The organism is Micromonospora halophytica, assembly GCF_900090245.1.
Taxonomy (GTDB): domain Bacteria; phylum Actinomycetota; class Actinomycetes; order Mycobacteriales; family Micromonosporaceae; genus Micromonospora; species Micromonospora halophytica.
Genome location: NZ_FMDN01000001.1, coordinates 1 through 18951, shown reverse-complemented (window position 1 = coordinate 18951; position 18951 = coordinate 1). Strand labels below are relative to the sequence as shown.

Annotated in this window: 21 protein-coding genes; 14 read left to right on the top strand and 7 right to left on the bottom strand. The window is 70.4% G+C overall.

Annotated elements, in window-relative coordinates; all coding sequences use genetic code 11:
* Nucleotides 1–155 precede the first annotated feature (155 nt).
* The 11 genes from GA0070560_RS00105 to GA0070560_RS00055 all read left to right on the top strand — a co-directional run bounded on the left by GA0070560_RS00105 (nucleotide 156) and on the right by GA0070560_RS00055 (nucleotide 9255).
* Nucleotides 156–377, top strand: a complete 222-nt coding sequence (locus tag GA0070560_RS00105; RefSeq protein WP_091289751.1) for a hypothetical protein — start codon at nucleotides 156–158, stop codon at nucleotides 375–377.
* Nucleotides 378–1199 (top strand): F0F1 ATP synthase subunit A, encoded by an 822-nt coding sequence (atpB, locus tag GA0070560_RS00100; protein WP_091289749.1) that lies wholly within the window; start codon nucleotides 378–380, stop codon nucleotides 1197–1199.
* 93 nt (nucleotides 1200–1292) lie between these two features.
* The gene (gene atpE, locus GA0070560_RS00095) at nucleotides 1293–1514 is read left to right on the top strand and encodes an ATP synthase F0 subunit C (RefSeq protein WP_091289747.1); all 222 of its coding nucleotides are present in this window, start codon (nucleotides 1293–1295) and stop codon (nucleotides 1512–1514) included.
* Nucleotides 1515–1545: 31 nt separating this feature from the next.
* Entirely contained in the window at nucleotides 1546–2076 is a 531-nt protein-coding gene (locus tag GA0070560_RS00090; RefSeq protein ID WP_091289744.1) for a F0F1 ATP synthase subunit B, read from the top strand.
* Nucleotides 2076–2897 (top strand): F0F1 ATP synthase subunit delta, encoded by an 822-nt coding sequence (locus GA0070560_RS00085; protein WP_091289742.1) that lies wholly within the window; start codon nucleotides 2076–2078, stop codon nucleotides 2895–2897. Before GA0070560_RS00090 ends, GA0070560_RS00085 begins: the two co-directional genes overlap by 1 nt.
* Nucleotides 2898–2984: 87 nt before the next feature.
* Complete coding sequence (gene atpA, locus GA0070560_RS00080; RefSeq protein WP_091289740.1) at nucleotides 2985–4625, top strand: F0F1 ATP synthase subunit alpha; 1641 nt, start codon at nucleotides 2985–2987, stop codon at nucleotides 4623–4625.
* Nucleotides 4626–4634: 9 nt separating this feature from the next.
* On the top strand, nucleotides 4635–5564 hold the full coding sequence (locus GA0070560_RS00075) for a F0F1 ATP synthase subunit gamma (RefSeq protein WP_091289738.1): 930 nt from the start codon (nucleotides 4635–4637) through the stop codon (nucleotides 5562–5564).
* Nucleotides 5564–7021: a F0F1 ATP synthase subunit beta gene (atpD, locus tag GA0070560_RS00070; protein ID WP_091289736.1), complete on the top strand. Its 1458-nt coding sequence runs from the start codon at nucleotides 5564–5566 to the stop codon at nucleotides 7019–7021. The genes GA0070560_RS00075 and atpD overlap by 1 nt, the downstream gene beginning before the upstream one ends.
* Nucleotides 7022–7240: 219 nt before the next feature.
* Entirely contained in the window at nucleotides 7241–8383 is a 1143-nt protein-coding gene (locus GA0070560_RS00065; protein ID WP_091290779.1) for an LCP family protein, read from the top strand.
* A gap of 125 nt (nucleotides 8384–8508) precedes the next feature.
* Complete coding sequence (locus tag GA0070560_RS00060; RefSeq protein ID WP_091289734.1) at nucleotides 8509–8787, top strand: F0F1 ATP synthase subunit epsilon; 279 nt, start codon at nucleotides 8509–8511, stop codon at nucleotides 8785–8787.
* 12 nt (nucleotides 8788–8799) lie between these two features.
* On the top strand, nucleotides 8800–9255 hold the full coding sequence (locus tag GA0070560_RS00055; protein WP_091289732.1) for a DUF2550 domain-containing protein: 456 nt from the start codon (nucleotides 8800–8802) through the stop codon (nucleotides 9253–9255).
* Between the two features lie 94 nt (nucleotides 9256–9349).
* On the opposite strand, the gene GA0070560_RS00050 is transcribed toward GA0070560_RS00055, so the two are convergent.
* Together GA0070560_RS00050 and GA0070560_RS00045 are read right to left on the bottom strand one after the other, a co-directional pair.
* The gene (locus GA0070560_RS00050; protein WP_091289729.1) at nucleotides 9350–9619 is read right to left on the bottom strand and encodes a VOC family protein; all 270 of its coding nucleotides are present in this window, start codon (nucleotides 9617–9619) and stop codon (nucleotides 9350–9352) included.
* On the bottom strand, nucleotides 9595–10167 hold the full coding sequence (locus GA0070560_RS00045) for a cob(I)yrinic acid a,c-diamide adenosyltransferase (protein WP_091289727.1): 573 nt from the start codon (nucleotides 10165–10167) through the stop codon (nucleotides 9595–9597). The genes GA0070560_RS00050 and GA0070560_RS00045 overlap by 25 nt, the downstream gene beginning before the upstream one ends.
* Between GA0070560_RS00045 and murA the strand changes: the two genes are divergently transcribed.
* Together murA and GA0070560_RS00035 are read left to right on the top strand one after the other, a co-directional pair.
* The gene (murA, locus tag GA0070560_RS00040) at nucleotides 10166–11608 is read left to right on the top strand and encodes a UDP-N-acetylglucosamine 1-carboxyvinyltransferase (protein WP_091289724.1); all 1443 of its coding nucleotides are present in this window, start codon (nucleotides 10166–10168) and stop codon (nucleotides 11606–11608) included. The genes GA0070560_RS00045 and murA overlap by 2 nt on opposite strands.
* A gap of 118 nt (nucleotides 11609–11726) precedes the next feature.
* Nucleotides 11727–12575: a 3-hydroxyacyl-CoA dehydrogenase family protein gene (locus GA0070560_RS00035; protein WP_091289721.1), complete on the top strand. Its 849-nt coding sequence runs from the start codon at nucleotides 11727–11729 to the stop codon at nucleotides 12573–12575.
* Nucleotides 12576–12713: 138 nt separating this feature from the next.
* Here the strand turns inward: GA0070560_RS00035 and GA0070560_RS00030 are convergent, their stop codons facing one another.
* Nucleotides 12714–13559, bottom strand: coding sequence for an ABC transporter permease (locus GA0070560_RS00030; RefSeq protein WP_091289718.1), 846 nt, complete (start codon nucleotides 13557–13559; stop codon nucleotides 12714–12716).
* Nucleotides 13559–14404 (bottom strand): ABC transporter ATP-binding protein, encoded by an 846-nt coding sequence (locus GA0070560_RS00025; protein ID WP_091289716.1) that lies wholly within the window; start codon nucleotides 14402–14404, stop codon nucleotides 13559–13561. The genes GA0070560_RS00030 and GA0070560_RS00025 overlap by 1 nt, the downstream gene beginning before the upstream one ends.
* 151 nt (nucleotides 14405–14555) lie before the next feature.
* On the opposite strand from GA0070560_RS00025, the gene GA0070560_RS00020 reads away from it, so the two are divergent.
* The gene (locus GA0070560_RS00020) at nucleotides 14556–16565 is read left to right on the top strand and encodes a protein meaA (RefSeq protein WP_091289713.1); all 2010 of its coding nucleotides are present in this window, start codon (nucleotides 14556–14558) and stop codon (nucleotides 16563–16565) included.
* A 56-nt stretch (nucleotides 16566–16621) separates the two neighbouring features.
* On the opposite strand, the gene GA0070560_RS00015 is transcribed toward GA0070560_RS00020, so the two are convergent.
* The 3 genes from GA0070560_RS00015 to GA0070560_RS00005 form a co-directional block, all read right to left on the bottom strand.
* Nucleotides 16622–16918 (bottom strand): DUF1540 domain-containing protein, encoded by a 297-nt coding sequence (locus GA0070560_RS00015; RefSeq protein WP_091289711.1) that lies wholly within the window; start codon nucleotides 16916–16918, stop codon nucleotides 16622–16624.
* 73 nt (nucleotides 16919–16991) lie between these two features.
* Nucleotides 16992–17438, bottom strand: a complete 447-nt coding sequence (locus tag GA0070560_RS00010) for an Rv0361 family membrane protein (RefSeq protein WP_091289709.1) — start codon at nucleotides 17436–17438, stop codon at nucleotides 16992–16994.
* A gap of 9 nt (nucleotides 17439–17447) precedes the next feature.
* Nucleotides 17448–18404: a polysaccharide deacetylase family protein gene (locus GA0070560_RS00005; protein WP_245675294.1), complete on the bottom strand. Its 957-nt coding sequence runs from the start codon at nucleotides 18402–18404 to the stop codon at nucleotides 17448–17450.
* Nucleotides 18405–18951 lie beyond the last annotated feature (547 nt).

The window sequence follows — 18951 nt, the reverse complement described above, 5'->3', positions numbered from 1 at the left end:
TCGGGTTCGCGTCCGGTACGTCGGGCTGTGCCGGCGGCCGGCGCGGGAGTAATCTGGGCCACGATCGACGCCTCCGCAGCGCAGCCCGCACCCGTGCCCAGTGTGGGGGGTGCCGCACACTCCCGCACCGGCCGGCTGATATTGTTCGCCACGTCATGGCCGACGACCCCCCCACCCGCAAACCCGACGACCACTCGTCCGAGGGTGTGGCGGGCGCCGTCCTGGGTTACCTGCTCGGCGGCATCGTCGTGTGGGGTTTCCTCGGATGGCTGGTGGAGCGCCTGTTGGACCTGCCCACTGGTATCGGGGTGGCCGTCGGCATGATGTTCGGCGCAGCCGGAGCGATCTACCTGATCATGAAGAGGCTCAGTGCTTGAGTGCCAGCACGCGCGGGTCTGTCGAGTGCGGAGGATGACACGGTGAGCGGACAGCTGGTCGTCGCCCAGGAGCTTCCCTGGCCCCCCAGCGTCGGAGATTTCTATCCGCCGGAGGTGGCTGGCCCCTGGGTCACCAAGTTCGGCATCATGGTCTGGCTCGCGGTCGCGCTCCTGATCATCTTCTTCATGGTCGCCTACCGGAACCCCAAGCTGGTGCCCGGTAAGACCCAGTGGTACGCGGAGTCGATCTACGGCCTGGTCCGGGACAACATCGCCCGGGAGCAGATGGGCAACACGGGCATCCGCTTCGCGCCCTACTTCACGGTGCTGTTCAGCTTCATCGTGCTGACCAACCTCTTCAGCATCGTCCCCGGCCTGCAGATCTCGCCCAACTCGCACATCGCCTTCCCGATCGTGCTCGCGGCGATCTCCTACGTGATGTACCTCTACATCGGCGCCCGCAAGCACGGCCTCGGCAAGTACCTCAAGATGAGCCTGATCATCCCGGGTGTGCCGTGGCCCATGCACATCCTGCTGGTCCCGATCGAGTTCCTGCAGACGTTCATCGTCCGCCCGGTCACCCTGGCCCTCCGGCTCTTCGCCAACCTGTTCGCCGGCCACCTGCTCCTGCTGGTCTTCACCGTCGGCGGCTTCGTGATGCTCAACTCGAGCAGCCTGTTCATCCAGGTGACCTCGGTCTTCTCCTTCCTGATGGCGATCGTGATGGCCTTCTTCGAGGTGCTGGTCGCCGTGCTGCAGGCCTACGTCTTCGTCACGCTGAGCGCGAACTACATCGGAAGTTCGCTCGCCGACGAGCACTGATCGGGCTCGGCGGGCCACCCGGCCCGACCAAGCTTCTGGTACCGACCCGCGTACGCGTGAGAACTCACGTGTCGAACAGGAGGAATACCCGCAATGACTGTTCTTGCCGCTATCGAGGGCAGCGTCAACACCATCGGCTACGGCCTCGCCGCCATCGGCCCCGGTATCGGTGTCGCCCTGGTCTTCGCGGCCTACATCCAGTCGAGCGCCCGCCAGCCTGAGTCCGCCGGCTACAACCGCACCTGGCTGGTCCTCGGCTTCGCCCTGGTCGAGGCGCTCGCGCTCTTCGGCCTGGTGCTCGCCTTCGCAGTCTGACGAGAGCACTCTCCCGACCCGGAGGTCTGACATGTTCATCGCCGCAGAGGGCGTCGAGCACAACCCGATCCTGCCGATCTGGCAGGAGCTCGTCATCGGGACGATCGCCTTCGCCCTGCTCTGCTTCGTCCTGCTGAAGTTCGTCATGCCCCGCATGGAGGCGATGTACCAGGCGCGGGTCGACGCGATCGAGGGTGGCCTCAAGCGCGCCGAGGCGGCCCAGGCCGAGGCGAACCAGCTGCTGGAGCAGTACCGTGCCCAGCTGGCCGAGGTGCGCAGCGAGGCCGCCCGGATCCGGGACGACGCCCGGGCCGACGCCGAGGGCATCCGTCAGGACATCCTCGCCAAGGCGCGGGAGGAGTCCGACCGGATCATCGCGGCCGGCAAGGACCAGCTCGTCGCCGAGCGGGCCACCATCGTCCGCGAGCTGCGTACCGAGGTCGGCACGCTCGCGGTGGACCTGGCCAGCAAGATCGTCGGTGAGTCGCTCGCCGACGAGGCACGTCGCAAGGGCACCGTCGACCGGTTCCTGAGCGGCCTCGAGAGCGCGGGGGCCCGCTGATGCAGGCCGCCAGCCGGGAGTCGTACAAGGTCGCGGCCGAGCGCCTCGACGCGTACGTCCGTGGTGCGGAGCCGTCGGCGGTGGCCTCCACCGCCGACGACATCCTCTCCGTCGCGGGCCTGCTGCGGCGCGAGTCGCGGCTGCGCCGGGCCCTGTCGGACCCGGCCCGTTCCGGCGCGGACCGGTCCGGCCTGCTCGGTGACATGCTGCGCGGCCGGATCGGCGCGGACGCGCTCGACCTGATCGCGACGCTGGTCTCCGGCCGCTGGTCGGCGCCCACGGAGCTGCTGGACGGTGCCGAGCGGCTCGGTGTGGAGGCGCTGCTCGCCAGCGCCGACAGCGCCGGTGAGCTCGGTGAGGTCGAGGACGAGCTGTTCCGCTTCGGGCAGGTCGTCTCCGGTTCCCCGGAGCTGTCCAACGCGCTCTCCGACCCGATGGCCCCGCCCGCGCAGCGGGCCACCCTGGTCGACCAGCTGCTCGCCGGCAAGGCCCGTCCGGTCACCGGCTACCTCGTCGGGGTCGCCCTCGGCGGGTTCGGGGGACGCTCCTTCACCGGGGCGCTCACCCGACTGGTCGAGCTGGCCGCCGACCGGCGGGACCGGCAGGTCGCGTACGTGACCGTGGCCTCCCCGCTGACCGACGAGGAGGAGCGACGCCTCGGTGTCCGCCTCTCCGAGATGTACGGTCGAGAGGTTTCCGTCAAGCAGACGGTGGACCCGGAGGTGCTCGGTGGGGTGAGCGTGCGGGTCGGTTCCGACCTGTACGACGGCACCGTCCTGCGCCGCCTCAACGAGACCCGCAACGCGCTCGCGAAGCGCTGACCAGCGTCCTCGCAGCCCTTTGATCGACGCCATTCGGACCGGTCGGTACTAGGTATCCCGGGCCCCTGATACTTAAGGAAGCAGAGGATGGCCGAGCTGACCATCTCGACGGAGGAGATCCGCGGCGCCCTGGAGCGCTACGTCTCCTCTTACTCGTCCGACGTCTCCCGCGAGGAGGTCGGCACCGTCGCCGACACCGGCGACGGCATCGCCCACGTCGAGGGCCTGCCCTCGACCATGACCAACGAGCTCCTGGAGTTCGAGGACGGCACGCTCGGCGTGGCGTTGAACCTCGACGTCCGGGAGATCGGTGTCGTCGTTCTCGGTGACTCCGCCAAGCTGGAGGAGGGGCAGCGCGTCAAGCGCACCGGCCGGGTGCTCTCCGTGCCGGTCGGCGACGCCTTCCTCGGCCGCGTGGTCAACGCGCTCGGCCAGCCGATCGACGGGCTCGGCGACATCGCCAACGAGGGTTTCCGCGAGCTGGAGCTCCAGGCCCCGAACGTGATGGCCCGGCAGTCGGTCGACGAGCCGCTGCAGACCGGTATCAAGGCCGTCGACGCCATGACCCCGATCGGCCGTGGCCAGCGTCAGCTGATCATCGGTGACCGGAAGACCGGCAAGACCACGGTCGCCCTGGACACCATCCTCAACCAGCGGGACAACTGGCGCTCCGGCGACCCGAAGAAGCAGGTCCGCTGCATCTACGTCGCCATCGGCCAGAAGGCCTCCACGATCGCCTCGATCAAGGGCGTCCTGGAGGAGGCGGGCGCGATGGAGTACACCACCATCGTCGCCTCCCCGGCCTCCGACCCGGCCGGCTTCAAGTACCTCGCCCCGTACACCGGCTCGTCCATCGGGCAGCACTGGATGTACGGCGGCAAGCACGTCCTGATCGTCTTCGACGACCTGAGCAAGCAGGCCGAGGCGTACCGCGCCGTGTCCCTTCTGCTGCGTCGCCCGCCGGGCCGCGAGGCGTACCCGGGTGACGTCTTCTACCTGCACTCCCGCCTGCTGGAGCGCTGCGCCAAGCTCTCCGACGAGATGGGCGGCGGCTCGATGACCGGTCTGCCGATCATCGAGACGAAGGCCAACGACATCTCGGCCTTCATCCCGACCAACGTCATCTCCATCATCGACGGCCAGATCTTCCTGGAGACCGATCTGTTCAACCAGGGCGTCCGGCCGGCCATCAACGTCGGCACCTCGGTCTCCCGGGTCGGTGGCGCCGCGCAGGTGAAGCCGATGAGGAAGGTCGCCGGCTCGCTGCGGCTGAACCTGGCCCAGTACCGCGAGCTGGAGGCGTTCGCCGCCTTCGCCTCCGACCTGGACCGGGCCTCCCGGGCCCAGCTGGAGCGCGGCTCCCGCCTGGTCGAGCTGCTCAAGCAGCCGAACTACTCGCCGTACCCGGTGCAGGAGCAGGTCGTCTCCGTCTGGGCCGGCGTCGAGGGCAAGCTGGACGACATCCCGGTCGGCGAGGTGCGCCGCTTCGAGTCGGAGTTCCTCCAGTACCTGCGCCACAAGCACGAGGGCGTCCTGGCGGCCATCGCCGACAACAAGTGGGGCGACGACATCATCGGCTCGCTCGACTCGGCCATCGCCGACTTCAAGCAGCTCTTCCTGGGCAAGGAGGACGAGCGGCGGATCAACGAGCCGCCGGCCAAGCCGCTGGAGGGCGAGGAGAGCCGCGAGACGGTGTTTCGGTACGCGGCCGACACCGAGAAGCAGTAGGGCTGACTCATGGCGGCCCAGGTACGCGTTCTTCGTCAACGGATCCGCTCGGCGAAGGGGATGAAGAAGATCACCAAGGCGATGGAGCTCGTGGCGACGAGCCGCATCGCCAAGGCCCAGGCCCGGGTGGAGGCGTCACTGCCGTACGCCCAGGCCATCACCGGCGTGCTCACGGCGCTGGCCTCGAACGCCCGGATCGACCACCCGCTGCTCACCCCGCGCGAGCGGGTGCGGCGGGCGGGAGTCCTGCTGGTCACCTCCGACCGGGGTCTGGCCGGCGGTTACAGCTCCAACGCGATCAGGACGGCCGAGTCGCTGATCGCCCGGCTCAAGGCCGACGGCAAGGAGCCGGTGCTCTACGTGATCGGGCGTAAGGGCGTCTCGTTCTACCGGTTCCGTGACCGGGAGATGGCGGCGAACTGGACGGGCTTCTCGGAGCAGCCGACCTTCGAGGCCGCGCGCGAGGTGGGCGAGACGCTGATCAAGGCGTTCACCGCCGGCGCGGACGACGAGGACGGCAGCGCCGGGGCGGACGGGGTGCTCGGCATCGACGAGCTGCACATCGTCTACACCGAGTTCAAGTCCCTGATGACCCAGAACCCGGTCACGAGGATCATCGGCCCGATGCAGGTCGAGGACCGTCCGCGGTCCGAGGGCGTGCTGCCGGCGTACGAGTTCGAGCCGGAGGCGGAGGCGCTGCTCGACGCGCTGCTGCCGAGGTACATCAACACGCGGATCTACGCGGCGTTGTTGGAGTCGGCGGCGAGCGAGTCGGCGGCCCGGAGACGGGCGATGAAGAGCGCCACCGACAACGCCGAAGAGATGATCGAGAAGTACACGCGTGAGATGAACTCGGCCCGCCAGGCCGGGATCACCCAGGAGATCAGCGAGATCGTCGGCGGCGCGAACGCGCTGGCCGCGTCGGGAAGTGAAGTGTGATGACTGTATCGACTGCGGCTGGGGGACCAGCCGAGACCAAGACGGCCACGGGTCGCGTGGTCCGGGTCATCGGCCCGGTCGTCGACGCCGAGTTCCCGCGCGACGCCATGCCGGCCCTGTTCAACGCCCTGCACGTCGACGTGACGCTGTCCGGCGGCGAGAAGACGCTGACCCTGGAGGTCGCCCAGCACCTGGGTGACAACATGGTCCGCGCCATCTCGATGCAGCCGACCGACGGCCTGGTCCGTGGCACCGAGGTGCGCGACACCGGCTCGCCGATCAAGGTGCCGGTGGGCGACGCGGTCAAGGGCCACGTGTTCAACGCGATCGGCGAGTGCCTCAACCTCACCGAGGGCGAGACGCTCAACCCGGACGACCACTGGCAGATCCACCGCAAGGCCCCGGCCTTCGCGGACCTGGAGCCGAAGACCGAGATGCTGGAGACCGGCATCAAGGTCATCGACCTGCTCGCCCCGTACGTCAAGGGCGGCAAGATCGGCCTGTTCGGCGGCGCGGGCGTGGGCAAGACGGTGCTCATCCAGGAGATGATCACCCGGGTGGCCCGGAACTTCGGTGGTACCTCGGTCTTCGCCGGTGTGGGTGAGCGGACCCGTGAGGGCAACGACCTCATCGCCGAGATGACCGAGTCCGGCGTCATCGACAAGACCGCGCTGGTCTACGGCCAGATGGACGAGCCGCCGGGCACCCGGCTGCGGGTCGCCCTCTCCGCGCTGACCATGGCGGAGTACTTCCGCGACGTGAAGAAGCAGGAGGTGCTGCTCTTCATCGACAACATCTTCCGCTTCACGCAGGCCGGTTCCGAGGTCTCCACCCTGCTCGGCCGGATGCCGAGCGCCGTGGGTTACCAGCCGACCCTGGCCGACGAGATGGGCGAGCTCCAGGAGCGGATCACCTCCGTCCGGGGTCAGGCCATCACCTCGATGCAGGCGATCTACGTGCCCGCCGACGACTACACCGACCCGGCGCCGGCCACCACGTTCGCCCACCTGGACGCGACCACCAACCTGGAGCGGTCGATCTCCGACAAGGGCATCTACCCGGCCGTGGACCCGCTGGCGTCCTCGTCCCGGATCCTCGCCCCGGAGTTCGTCGGCGCCGAGCACTTCGCGGTCGCCACCGAGGTGAAGCGGATCCTGCAGAAGTACAAGGACCTGCAGGACATCATCGCCATCCTGGGTATCGAGGAGCTCTCCGAGGAGGACAAGCTCACCGTCGGCCGGGCCCGGCGGATCGAGCGCTTCCTGTCGCAGAACACCTACGCCGCCGAGCAGTTCACCGGTGTGCCGGGCTCCACGGTTCCGATCAAGGAGACCATCGAGGCGTTCCGGAAGATCAGCGAGGGCGAGTACGACCACTTCCCCGAGCAGGCGTTCTTCATGTGCGGTGGTCTGGACGACCTGGAGAAGAAGGCGAAGGAGCTGATGGCGGAGGGCTGAGACCTCCACCACACCCGCAAGGGCCACCCCGGCAGCGCCGGGGTGGCCCTTGGCCGTTCCGTCGCTGTTCGCGTCCGGCGTCCGGTTCCCGGGTAAGCGATTCCCACTTCGGCGCGGTACCGTTTCGAGCACGGCGTCCCCGAACGGACGTCGATCCCGTGCAACGTTTCGGCCCCGTCCGCCCGTCTTCTCAAGTCGTGGGCGTGACGACGAATGGAGATGCCCGTGGGTAAGGCCGGCAAGGGCGGCGGCAGGCCGTCCGTGTGGGTGGGCGTGCCGCGGTGGGCCCGCGTGTGCACCCTCTTCGGGGCCGTGCTCATGCTGCTCAGCGGTGCCGTGCTGGTCGGCTCCGAGGCGTTGCTGGCCCGGTACGAGGGCGCGGTCGGCAAGGCCGATCTCTTCGGTGACCAGGCGGCCGGGGCGCAGGAGCGCAAGAGCGACGTCAAGGGCCCACTGAACATCCTGCTGGTCGGGGTCGACCCGCGCAAGCCGGAGACTCCACCGCTGGCCGACTCGATCATGGTGCTGAATGTGCCGGAGTCGATGGACCGGGCGTACCTCTTCTCCATGCCGCGTGATCTCTACGTGGATATCCCGAAGTTCGACAAGGCGGGGTACCAGGGCGGCAGCGGCAAGCTCAACGGGGCGATGTCGCACGGCAGCATCGTGCAGGGGCAGAACCCGAGCGCCGCGCAGGGCTTCGAGCTGCTCGCCAGGACGGTGCAGAAGGTGACCGGAATCGAGCGCTTCGACGCCGGCGCGATCATCAATTTCACCGGCTTCCAGAAGATCGTCGACGCGATGGGCGGCGTCGACATGTACATCGAGCGGGACGTGAAGTCCGAGCACCGCCAGCCGGACGGGAAGCACCGCAAGGGCAACCCGTACGGCGAGGGCTACATCGGGCCGCAGGCGGAGTACAAGAAGGGCACCCAGCACCTGAGCGGTTGGCAGGCGCTGGACTACGTCCGGCAGCGCTACCCGAAGAACGGCGTCCCGGACGGCGACTACGGTCGCCAGCGCCACCAGCAGCAGTTCGTCAAGGCGATGGTCAAGCAGGCGTTCAGCGCCGACGTGGTGACCAACCCGATCAAGCTGGACCGGGTGGTCCGGGCCGCCGGCCAGTCGCTGACCTTCAACGGCCGGGGCAACAGCGTCGTCGACTTCGCCATCGCCCTCAAGGGCGTCCGGGCGGAGAACGTCGAGCTGATCAAGCTGCCGGGGGAGGGGATCGGCACCGGTTCGGCGTACCGGGGGGAGCGGCTGCTGCCCGCCGCCGAGGACTTCTTCACCGCTCTGAAGAACGAGCAGCTCGACGCCTTCCTGCTGGAGCACCCGGAGTTCCGTAACCGGAACAAGTGACCGTCACGCCCACCCGCGCCCGCGTGTCGCCGCCGCGGGTGGCGCAGGTCTCGCCACCCGCGTTGGGTCGCCCGCGGCGGCGGGACTAGACTTTCGACAATCCGTCGCCGCAGCAAGGAGACAGCGTGGCACAGCAGCTTCACGTCGACCTCGTAGCCGTCGAGGAGAAGGTCTGGTCCGGCGAGGCCGAGATGGTCGTCGCCCGGACGACCGAGGGTGAGCTCGGTGTGCTGCCGGGGCACGCGCCCCTGCTCGGCCAGCTCGCGGAGCCCAGCCAGGTCCGCATCAAGCAGGCCGGCGGGGAGCAGGTCGCCTACGACATCGCCGGCGGCTTCCTGTCGGTGACCGGTGAGGGTGTCACCGTCCTCGCCGAGAGCGCCACCCCGGCCACCCCGGCCCGCTGAGCCGACCCGCCGATGGAGATCGTGGAAGGGATCGGAATCGGCATCGCGGTCGTTCTCGCCGCAATCCTGATCCTTTTCGTCCGTCGGGCGGTGGTCACCCGTAGCGGGGGCATCATCCGGCTCGGCGTACGGGTCACCACGGTCCTCGACGGTCGCGGCTGGTCTCCCGGCTTCGGCCGCTTCGTCGGCGACGAGCTCCGGTGGTACCGGCTGTTCAGCTTCGCGATCCGGCCCAAGCGGGTGCTCTCCCGCAAGGAGTTGATCGTGGAGCGGCGCCGGCTGCCCGAGGGGCAGGAACGCCTCTCCATGCCCGCCGACTGGGTGATCCTCCGCTGTACCAGTCAGCACGCGCCCGTCGAGATCGCCATGGCGCGCTCCACGGTCACCGGGTTCCTCTCCTGGCTCGAGGCCGCCCCGCCCGGGGCGGCCTCGCCGCGTCTGGCCCCCCAGGACTGGCCGGCTGCCTGAGCCGCCTCCTGCTCACCGTCGGGGTTTCCGGGGAGCCCTCTCGCTGCGGGCCGGTCAGGCATGATCCCTCCGCGAGTGGGCTCCCCGAAACTCTTCACGCCGCCCGCCAGGTCGTCCAGGCGCCTCTCGACCCTCGTGCCGTTACGCCTCGGGGGAGCCCTACCTCGTAGCCCTGGTTGTCGGTGGGGTGGCCGGCGTAGGTGCCGGGGCCGCCGGCGTGCGGGTGGCGGTCGGGGAAGAGCCGGGTCCAGCCCAGCTCGCCGAGGAGCCAGCCCCAGCTCGTGGTGGCGGTGTCGAGATCGGGTACCCGGAGCTCGACGTGGTGCAGCGCGCCGACGCTCAGCGCTTGCCGCCCGGCACCCATAGCACATCTCCGCCCGGATTTGCCGTTCTTGACAGGATGAACAGCAGATCGGAGAGGCGGTTGAGATACTTTGCCGGAAGGGAGCTGGTGCGATCCGGATCGTGAGCGACCAGTGCCCAGGCCGCCCGCTCGGCGCGCCGGGCGATCGTCCGTGCCACGTGCAGCAGCGCCGCGCCAGCGGTGCCGCCGGGGAGGATGAAGGAGTCGAGCTTGCCAAGGCGCGCGTTGTACTCGTCGCACCAGCCCTCAAGACGCTCGACGTACTCCTCGGTGACCCGCAGCGGCGGGTACTTCGGTTCGGGCTCGACGGGGTTGGCCAGGTCGGCGCCCACGTCGAACATGTCGTTCTGGATCGAGCTCAGCACCACCCGCAGCTCGTCGTCGAGCTGTCCCAGCGCGAGCGCCACGCCGATCGCGGCGTTGCACTCGTCGACATCCGCGTACGCGGCGATGCGCGGATCGGTCTTCGGCACCTGCTCGTTGTTGCTCAGCCTGGTCATGCCGGCGTCGCCGGCCTTGGTGTAGATGCGCGTGAGGTGGACGGCCATGACGCACAGCCTACGGATACCGGAACTGACGATCCCCGCGCGGCCGGATCCGGCCGCCGGGTGGCCCGCCGGGGTGGGGCCGGGCGACGCCGGTGACCCGGCGGTCAACGACGTCGACGTCATCCGGGTGGCCGGCGACGCCCGGCTGGCCGGCACGGTGCACGTGGTGGGCGCGAAGAACTCGGCGTTGAAGCTGATGGCGGCGGCGCTGCTGGCCCCGGGGCGTACCGTGATCACCAACGTCCCCCGGATCACCGACATCGCGATCATGGGCGAGGTGCTGCGCCGCCTCGGCTGCGAGGTGCGGTTCGAGGCGGACGACCCGGTCGACCCGATGGTGGCGGGCGGCGGCACGGCCCGGTCCCGTTCGGTCGTCATCGACGTGCCGGAGCGGCCGGGCACCGAGGCCGACTACGACCTGGTCCGGCGGCTGCGCGCGTCGATCTGCGTGCTCGGCCCGCTGCTGGCCCGCCGGGGCTACGTCCGGGTTGCCCACCCCGGCGGCGACGCGATCGGCTCCCGGGGCCTGGACATGCACATCGCCGGGCTGGCCCGGATGGGCGCGGACATCTCCGGCGAGCACGGCTTCGTCATCGCCGCCGCCCCGCAGGGGCTGCACGGCGCGGAGATCGTGCTGGACTTCCCGAGCGTCGGGGCCACCGAGAACCTGGTGATGGCGGCGGTGCTGGCCCGGGGCGTGACGGTCATCGACAACGCCGCCCGGGAGCCGGAGATCGTCGACATCTGCACCATGCTCAACCAGATGGGCGCGCGGATCTCCGGCGCCGGCAGTTCGATGCTGCGCATCGTCGGGGTGCCCGAGCTGCACCCGGTGCGGCACGCCACGGTGGGGGACCGGATCGTCGCCGGGACGTGGGCGTTCGGCGCGGCGATGACCCGGGGGGACGTCACGGTCACCGGCATCGACCCGGTGTTCCTGGAGGTGGCGCTGGACAAGCTGGTCTCGGCCGGCGCGCTGGTGGAGACCCGGGGCGACGCCTTCCGGATACGCGCCGACGACCGTCCCGCGGCCGTGGACGTGGTGACCCTGCCGTACCCGGGCTTCGCCACCGACCTGCTGCCGATGGCGATCGGGCTGGCCTCGGTGAGCGACGGCGCGTCGCTGATCACCGAGAACATCTTCGACGGCCGGTTCATGTTCGCCAACGAGATGATGCGCCTCGGCGCGGACATCAAGACCGACGGCCACCACGCGGTGGTCCGGGGGCGCGATCGCCTCTCCGGTGCGCCGGTGCGGGCCACCGACATCCGGGCCGGCGCGGGGCTGATCATCGCCGGGCTCTGCGCGGACGGAGTCACCGAGGTGTCCCACGTGCACCACGTCGATCGGGGCTACCCGGACTTCGCGGCCGACCTGCGGGCGCTCGGCGTGGAGGTCGAACGGGGTACCGTCCCGCAGGCCCCGGACCTGACCATCTGAGCTGCCCGGCCCACCGCCCCGGACCGGGCCCCGCACGGTGCCGCCGGTGCCTTAGCCCTCGTTCAGGCTCGCCCATTAGGGTGCAGTCAGACACTCAATCGCAGCGAGGGAGAAGCAGATGGCGGGTCGACTCGCGGTCGTCGGTGCCGGGCTGATGGGTTCGGGTATCGCCCAGGTGGCGGCGCAGGCGGGCTGGCAGGTGACGCTGCGGGACCTGGACGACGCGGCCACCCGGCGGGGCGTCGACGGCATCCGGAAGTCGCTGGAGAAGTTCGCCGAGAAGGGGAAGATCGACCCGTCCGAGGTCGACGCCACGCTGGGGCGGATCAGCACCACCACCGACCTGGAGGCGGCGGCCGACGCGGACATCGTCGTCGAGGCGGTCTTTGAGAAGATCGAGATCAAGCACGAGGTGTTCCGCGCGCTGGACAAGATCTGCAAGTCCGACGCGGTGCTCGCCACCAACACCTCGGCGATCCCGGTCACCCAGATCGCCACGGTCACCGAGCGCCCGGAGGCGGTCGTCGGCACCCACTTCTTCTCGCCGGTGCCGATGATGAAGCTCTGCGAGCTGGTGCGCGGCTACAAGACCAGCGACGAGACGATCGCGACGGCGAAGGCGTTCGCCGAGGGGATCGGCAAGACCGTCGTGGTGGTCAACCGGGACATCGCCGGCTTCGTCACCACCCGGCTGATCTGCGCCCTCGCCATGGAGGCGGTCGCGCTGGTCGAGTCCGGCGTGGTCTCCGCCGAGGACCTGGACACCGCGTGCAGGCTCGGTTTCGGCCACGCCATGGGCCCGCTGGCCACGGTCGACCTGACCGGCGTGGACGTGCTGCTCAACGCCACTCGCAACATCTGGACCGACACCGCCGACGGCAAGTTCTTCCCGCCGGAGCTGCTCCAGCGCATGGCCACCGCCGGCGACCTGGGCCGCAAGACCGGCAAGGGCTTCTACCAGTACTGAGTGTGATCGACTCCGTGTCGGCGAAATGGTGGTGCCGGAGTGCCGGTGATGCCGCGACATCGCCGCACCGGAGTGGATCAAAGTGATGCGGAACGGGGCCGGGCGCGACAGCGTCCGGCCCCGTTCCCGTGCGTCGGCTCAGCCGTCGCGCTTGGTGGTCCACCGGAAGGTGGTCATGCAGAGCACCAGGCCGATCACGCACCACAGGGCGAGTACCAGGGCGACCCGGCCCAGCTCGAACGAGCCGCCCGGCTCCCGGGCGCCGAAACTCTCGGGCAGGAAGACCGCCCGCAGCCCCTGGCACATCCACTTCAGCGGGAACAGCGCCGCGACCTGCTGCATCCAGCTCGGCAGGCTGGTGAAGACGAAGAACACGCCGGAGATGAACTGGAGCACCAGCGCCACCGGCGTCACCACGGCGGAGCCGCTGCGGGCGGTGCGGGCCAGCGACGAGATGGCGATGCCGCAGAGGGTGCAGGCGGTCACGCCGAGCACGGAGACCCAGCCGAAGGTGAGCCACCTGCCGGCGGTGCCGGGCAGGTCGAGGTCGAACAGGGCCACCGAGACGGCGAGCAGCAGCGCGGTCTCGGCGACACCGATCGCCACCACCATGAGCACCTTGCCGGCGAACCAGACCCACTTCGGCATCGGGGTGCCCCGGTAACGCTTGAGCACTCCCCGGTCCCGCTCGATCGGGATCCAGATGCCGAGGTTCTGGAAGCTCACCGTCATCAGGCCGGTCGCGATCATGCCGGTGATGAAGTACTGGGTGTAGCTGACCCCGGGGGCGATCTCGTCGTTGAAGATCGCCGCGAAGATCAGGATCATGATGACCGGGAAGCCCATCGTGAAGACGACGGACTCCCGGCTGCGCAGGAACTGGGTGATCTCCAGCCGGCCCTGCCGCAGGGCGAGGGCGCCTCCGCCCAGCCGTCGGGCGTGGCCGGCGGCGACCGGGGCCGAGGGCTTCGTGGTGGTGGTCATCAGTGTCCGATCATCTCCAGGTAGACGTCTTCCAGGGTCGGCCGGGTCACCGTGAGCCCGGGGACCTCACCGCCGAAGCGCGCCGCCAGCTCCGCCACCAGCGCCGTCGGCGTCGCGCTCTGCGCGGTCTCCGGCGTTCCGTCCGGGGTACGCCAGGAGACCGTCGCCAGCGCCTCCTGCCGGTTGCCGAGCCGGTCCGGCGGGGCCACCTCGACCAGCCGGCCGGCGGCGATCACCCCGACCCGGTCGGCGAGGGCCTCCGCCTCGTCCAGGTAGTGCGTGGTGAGCACGATGGTGGTGCCGGCGGCGGCCAGGTCGCGGATCAGCTCCCAGAACTCGCGCCGGGCCTCCGGGTCGAAGCCGGTGGTCGGCTCGTCGAGGAAGAGCAGCTCGGGGCGGCCGATGATGCCCAGCGCCACGTCGAGCCGGCGCTTCTGCCCGCCGGAGAGGGTGTGGGTACGGGCGGTCGCCTTGCCGGCCAGCCCGACCCGCTCGATGACCTTGTCCGGGTCGTCGGCGTCGGCGTAGAAGCCGGAGAAGTGCCGGACCACCTCGGCGACGGTCAGTTCGTCGAACTCGCCGGTGCCCTGGAGCACGATGCCGACCCGGGAGCGGTGGTGGGCGTCCGGGTCGGCCGGGTCGCTGCCGAGCACCCGCACCTCGCCGGCGTCGCGCTGCCGGTAGCCCTCCAGGATCTCCACCGTCGTGGTCTTTCCCGCGCCGTTCGGGCCGAGCAGGGCGAACACCTCGCCCCGGTGGACGTCGAGATCCACTCCCGCCACCGCGACGTTGTCGCCGTACGCCTTGCGCAGTCCCCGTACGGAGATCGCGAGCTGGTCATCCATGACGTCAAGTGTGCGACCCGTCGGGTCCGACCGGCTGCCGGGGGTGTGGTGGTGTCGGCCATGTCGCGCCTCGCGTACCCGGTGACCCGCGCCATGGACCTGTGTGGTTTTCCACAGCCCATTTTACTGAACGGTAACTTAAACTCCGGCCATGGATGAGAAGGCTCTCCCCGGCCGGCTGCCCGAACGCGACCGCCCCTGGGTGATGCGCACCTACGCCGGCCACTCCTCGGCCGCGGCCACCAACGCGCTCTTCCGCCGCAACCTGGCCAAGGGACAGACCGGGCTCTCGGTCGCCTTCGACCTGCCCACCCAGACCGGGTACGACCCGGACCACGAGCTCGCCTCCGGCGAGGTCGGCCGGGTCGGCGTGCCGGTGGCGCACCTCGGCGACATGCGGGCCCTCTTCGACGGCATCCCGCTCGCCGAGATGAACACCTCCATGACCATCAACGCGCCGGCGATGTGGCTGCTCGGGCTCTACGGCACGGTCGCCGCCGAACAGGGCGCCGAGCTGTCCCGCTGCGCGGGCACCACCCAGAACGACATCATCAAGGAGTACCTGTCCCGGGGGACGTACATCTTCCCGCCGGCGGCGTCGCTGCGGCTCACCGCCGACGTCATCGCGTACACCCTGGGCGAGATGCCGAAGTGGAACCCGGTCAACATCTGCTCCTACCACCTTCAGGAGGCCGGCGCGACGCCGGTGCAGGAGGTCGGCTTCGCCCTGGCCACCGCGGTCGCCGTGCTCGACGCCGTGCGCGACTCCGGCCAGGTGCCCGCCGAGCGGATGGGCGACGTCGTCGCGCGGATCTCGTTCTTCGTCAACGCCGGGGTGCGTTTCGTCGAGGAGATCGCCAAGATGCGTGCCTTCGGCGCGCTCTGGGACGAGATCACCCGCGAGCGCTACGGGGTCGAGAACCCGAAGCAGCGCCGGTTCCGCTATGGCGTCCAGGTCAACTCGCTCGGCCTGACCGAGGCCCAGCCGGAGAACAACATCCAGCGCATCGTGCTGGAGATGCTCGGCGTCACCTTCTCCCGGGACGCCCGGGCCCGCGCCGTGCAGCTCCCCGCCTGGAACGAGGCGCTCGGTCTGCCCCGCCCGTGGGACCAGCAGTGGTCGCTGCGGATGCAGCAGGTGCTCGCGTACGAGTCGGACCTGCTGGAGTATCCGGACCTCTTCGAGGGTTCGAAGGTGATGACCACGCTGGTCGACGGGATCGTCACCGGGGCGCGGATCGAGCTGGAGAAGGTGCTGGAGATGGGTGGCGTGGTCGCCGCCGTGGAGACCGGCTACCTCAAGAGCGCGCTGGTCGCCTCGCTCGCCGACCGGCGTCGCCGGATCGAGGCGGGCACCGACGTGGTGGTCGGCGTCAACCGGTTCACCGAGACCGAGCCGTCGCCGCTGACCGCGGCCGGCGCCGAGGCCGTCGAACAGGTCGACCCCGCCGTCGAGGCGGCCGCGACCGCCTCCGTACGCGAGTGGCGGGCCGGTCGGGACGCGGCGGCGGTGGACGCCGCGCTGGCCCGGCTCCGCGCGGACGCCGCGACCACGACGAACCTGATGCCGGCGACGCTGGAGTGCGTGCGGGCCGGGGTGACCACCGGCGAGTGGGCCGGCGCGCTGCGCCAGGTCTTCGGCGAGTACCGGGCACCGACCGGGCTGGCCGGTGCGGCCGGGGTCGGTGGCGACGCCACCCTGGGCGCGGTCCGGGAGCGGGTCGCCGCCACCGCCCGGGAGCTGGGCAGCGGCCGGCTGCGGCTGCTGGTCGGCAAGCCAGGCCTGGACGGGCACTCCAACGGAGCCGAGCAGATCGCGGTACGCGCCCGCGACGCCGGCTTCGAGGTGGTCTACCAGGGCATCCGGCTGACCGCCGGGCAGATCGTGGCCGCCGCCGTCGAGGAGGACGTGGACCTGGTCGGCCTCTCGGTGCTTTCCGGCTCGCACCTTGCCGCCGTGCCGGCGGTGCTGGACGGGCTGCGCGCCGCCGGGCGGGGCGACCTGCCGGTGGTGGTCGGCGGCATCATCCCGGCCGGGGACGCCGACGCGCTGCGGGCCGCCGGGGTGGCCCGGGTCTTCACCCCGAAGGACTTCGCGTTGACCGGGATCATCGACGAGTTGGTCACCGTGATCCGGGAGGCCAACGGACTGGCCGGCTGAGCGACCCGCCGGCCCCGCGTCCCCGGGGCCGGCGGGCCCTCTGCCCGATGCGACCCTCAGCGGCTCTGGTACGTCATGCAGTCGGCCATGTCCATCGACGGGCCGACGCTGATCGCCGGCGCGTGGCACTCCAGTTCCGCGTTGTGCCGGCAGTCGGCCCGCTGGCAGGCGCCGACCTGGGCGATCGCCTGCCCGATCCCGCCACGCACCGGCATCTCGATGAACGTGTGGCAGTGCGCGTGGTCGCTGCTGCCGATCGTGATGGCGAACGCGTGGCAGTCGTTGGTGTGGTTGTAGGCGCAGGACGCGACAGCGCATTCCTGGACGCGGGGCATCTCCATCGCTGCGGTCATGACGACCCTCCCTATCGGCTCTGCTCCGATAGTAGGCATTTGGGAGAGTTTGTCGGGCCGATTCCGCCCGGCGTCACCCGCAGACGCGCCAGGCGCCGTCCTCCTTGACCAGGGTGAACACCTGGGTGCTCGTACTGCCGGACTCGGTGGTCAGCCGTACCGTCGCACTGCCCCGGACCCGGCCGTTGGTGTTGTTGACGTTCACGCCGCCGACCTCGTAGCCGATCACCCGCGGCTGGGCCTCCTGCTGCCGGGTGAACTCCGCCAGCGATGTCTGCTCCCGCCTCTGCCGGCAGAGCTGGTCGTACGCCTGCTGGTGGTTGCCTGTCCGGACGGCGTCCAGGTAGGTGGTCGTCGCCTCGCTGACCGGCCCGACCGTCTCCTTCACCGCTCCGTAGACGAAGAAGCCGCCGACCGCGCCGCCGACGCAGCAGAGCGCCAGCACGATGCCGACGACGATCAGGACGATCCGCAGCGTGCGGCGGTTGCTCTTCGGCGCCGTGGTCGGCTCGTACGTCATGACCGCAGGCTAGGATCGCGGCGCAACCCGGGTGGGTTCGCCCAGCACCTCGGAGAGCGGGGCCGGCTCCAGCCCTCGCTCGGCCAGCCCGGCCAGGATGTGCGGCAGCGCCTCGTCGGTCATCGGCGCGTTCGCCTCGGTCACATGCAGGATGATCACCGAGCCGGGCCGGACCTGGCTCAGGACCGCGCGCACGATCGGCTGCCAGTACCGGGCGAAGGGGTCGCCGCTGACCACGTCACCGTCCACCACGGTCAGCCCGAGCGGTGCCAGTTCGGCCAGCGCCGCCCGGTCGTGGCAGAGCCCCGGAAAGCGGAAGTACCGGGTCTGCCGCCCGCCGTACGGGGCGATCACGTCGAAGGTGCGCGCCACGTCGGCGGTCATCTCGCGCCGGGGCAGCGGCGCCAGGTGGTAGCAGTCCGACGTGAACGCGTCGTGCCCGTAGGTGTGGTTGGCCAGCTCGAACCGGGGGTTGGCGGCGAGTCGCCGGGTCAGTTCCGGATACTCCCGTACCCACTTGCCGGTGAGGAAGAAGGTCGCCGGCACCCGCTGCCGTTCGAGCAGCTCCACGATGGCCAGGTTGGCGTACGACGGCGGGTTCGGGCCACGCAACTGGCGGCGCATCGCGTCGGTCATGTCCGCGTCGAAGGTGAGCGCCACCTTCCCGCCCGTGCGCGGCCCGTGGTCGACGACCGGCGGGAGGGTGCCCGGCTCCGTCGTGCCCGGCAGGCGTGCGTCGTCGCGCGTCCGGTCCGCCCCCCTACCCGCCGGGTCCACCCCCGCAGCGGTGCTGCTCGGCGTGGTGGCGGCGGGCGGTGGGGCGACGGTCGGGGCGGTGGCCGGCGGGTCGAGGACGGTCGCTTCCAGCTGGCTGCGCAGGGGGGTCGGGGCGAGGAGCAGGGCGACGACGGCGACGAGCGCGGTCGCGCCGGCGGCGAGCGGGATGCGGGGATGCTTGACGTGCACGGAGTGATGATCGCAGCGCGGGGATGGTGGGGGTGGCCCCCGGGCTTGTCTTCCACCTCTGGTGTGGTTCGGGCGGTGTGGCGCGGCTCTGGTCGGGGGTGCCGGCTGCGGCCGGGGTGCCGGCTGCGTCTTGGGGCGGTGTGGCCCGACCGTGCCCGGCTCCGGGCGGTCAGGCTTGATCCCTGCGCCGGTCACGGTCGGGCCACACCGCGTCGTGGTCGGCCGCCGCCCGTGTGCGCGGCGTCCGTTTCGCCGGTTTCGGGTACGCGGGCCGGGGTGCCGGCCTCGGGTCATCAGGCGGACGTGTGACGGGTGTGGTGCGTTTGTTGCTGCCCTGGCGACGACAACTGCACCCGAACTCGTGGGCGCGGTGAGATGTCTGCGTCGTGTGTCCGGTTCAGCTGGCTGGCGTGGTGGTGCCGGGGGTCTGATTCATGCCCGACCTGTGCGGCCGTCCCGTGACCGGCGGCACCGTGGTGGCGGAATGGTGGCGGGCCGCCGGTGGTTACATTCTCTGTACGACCGCAGCAGCGCGCCCCCGCTGCCA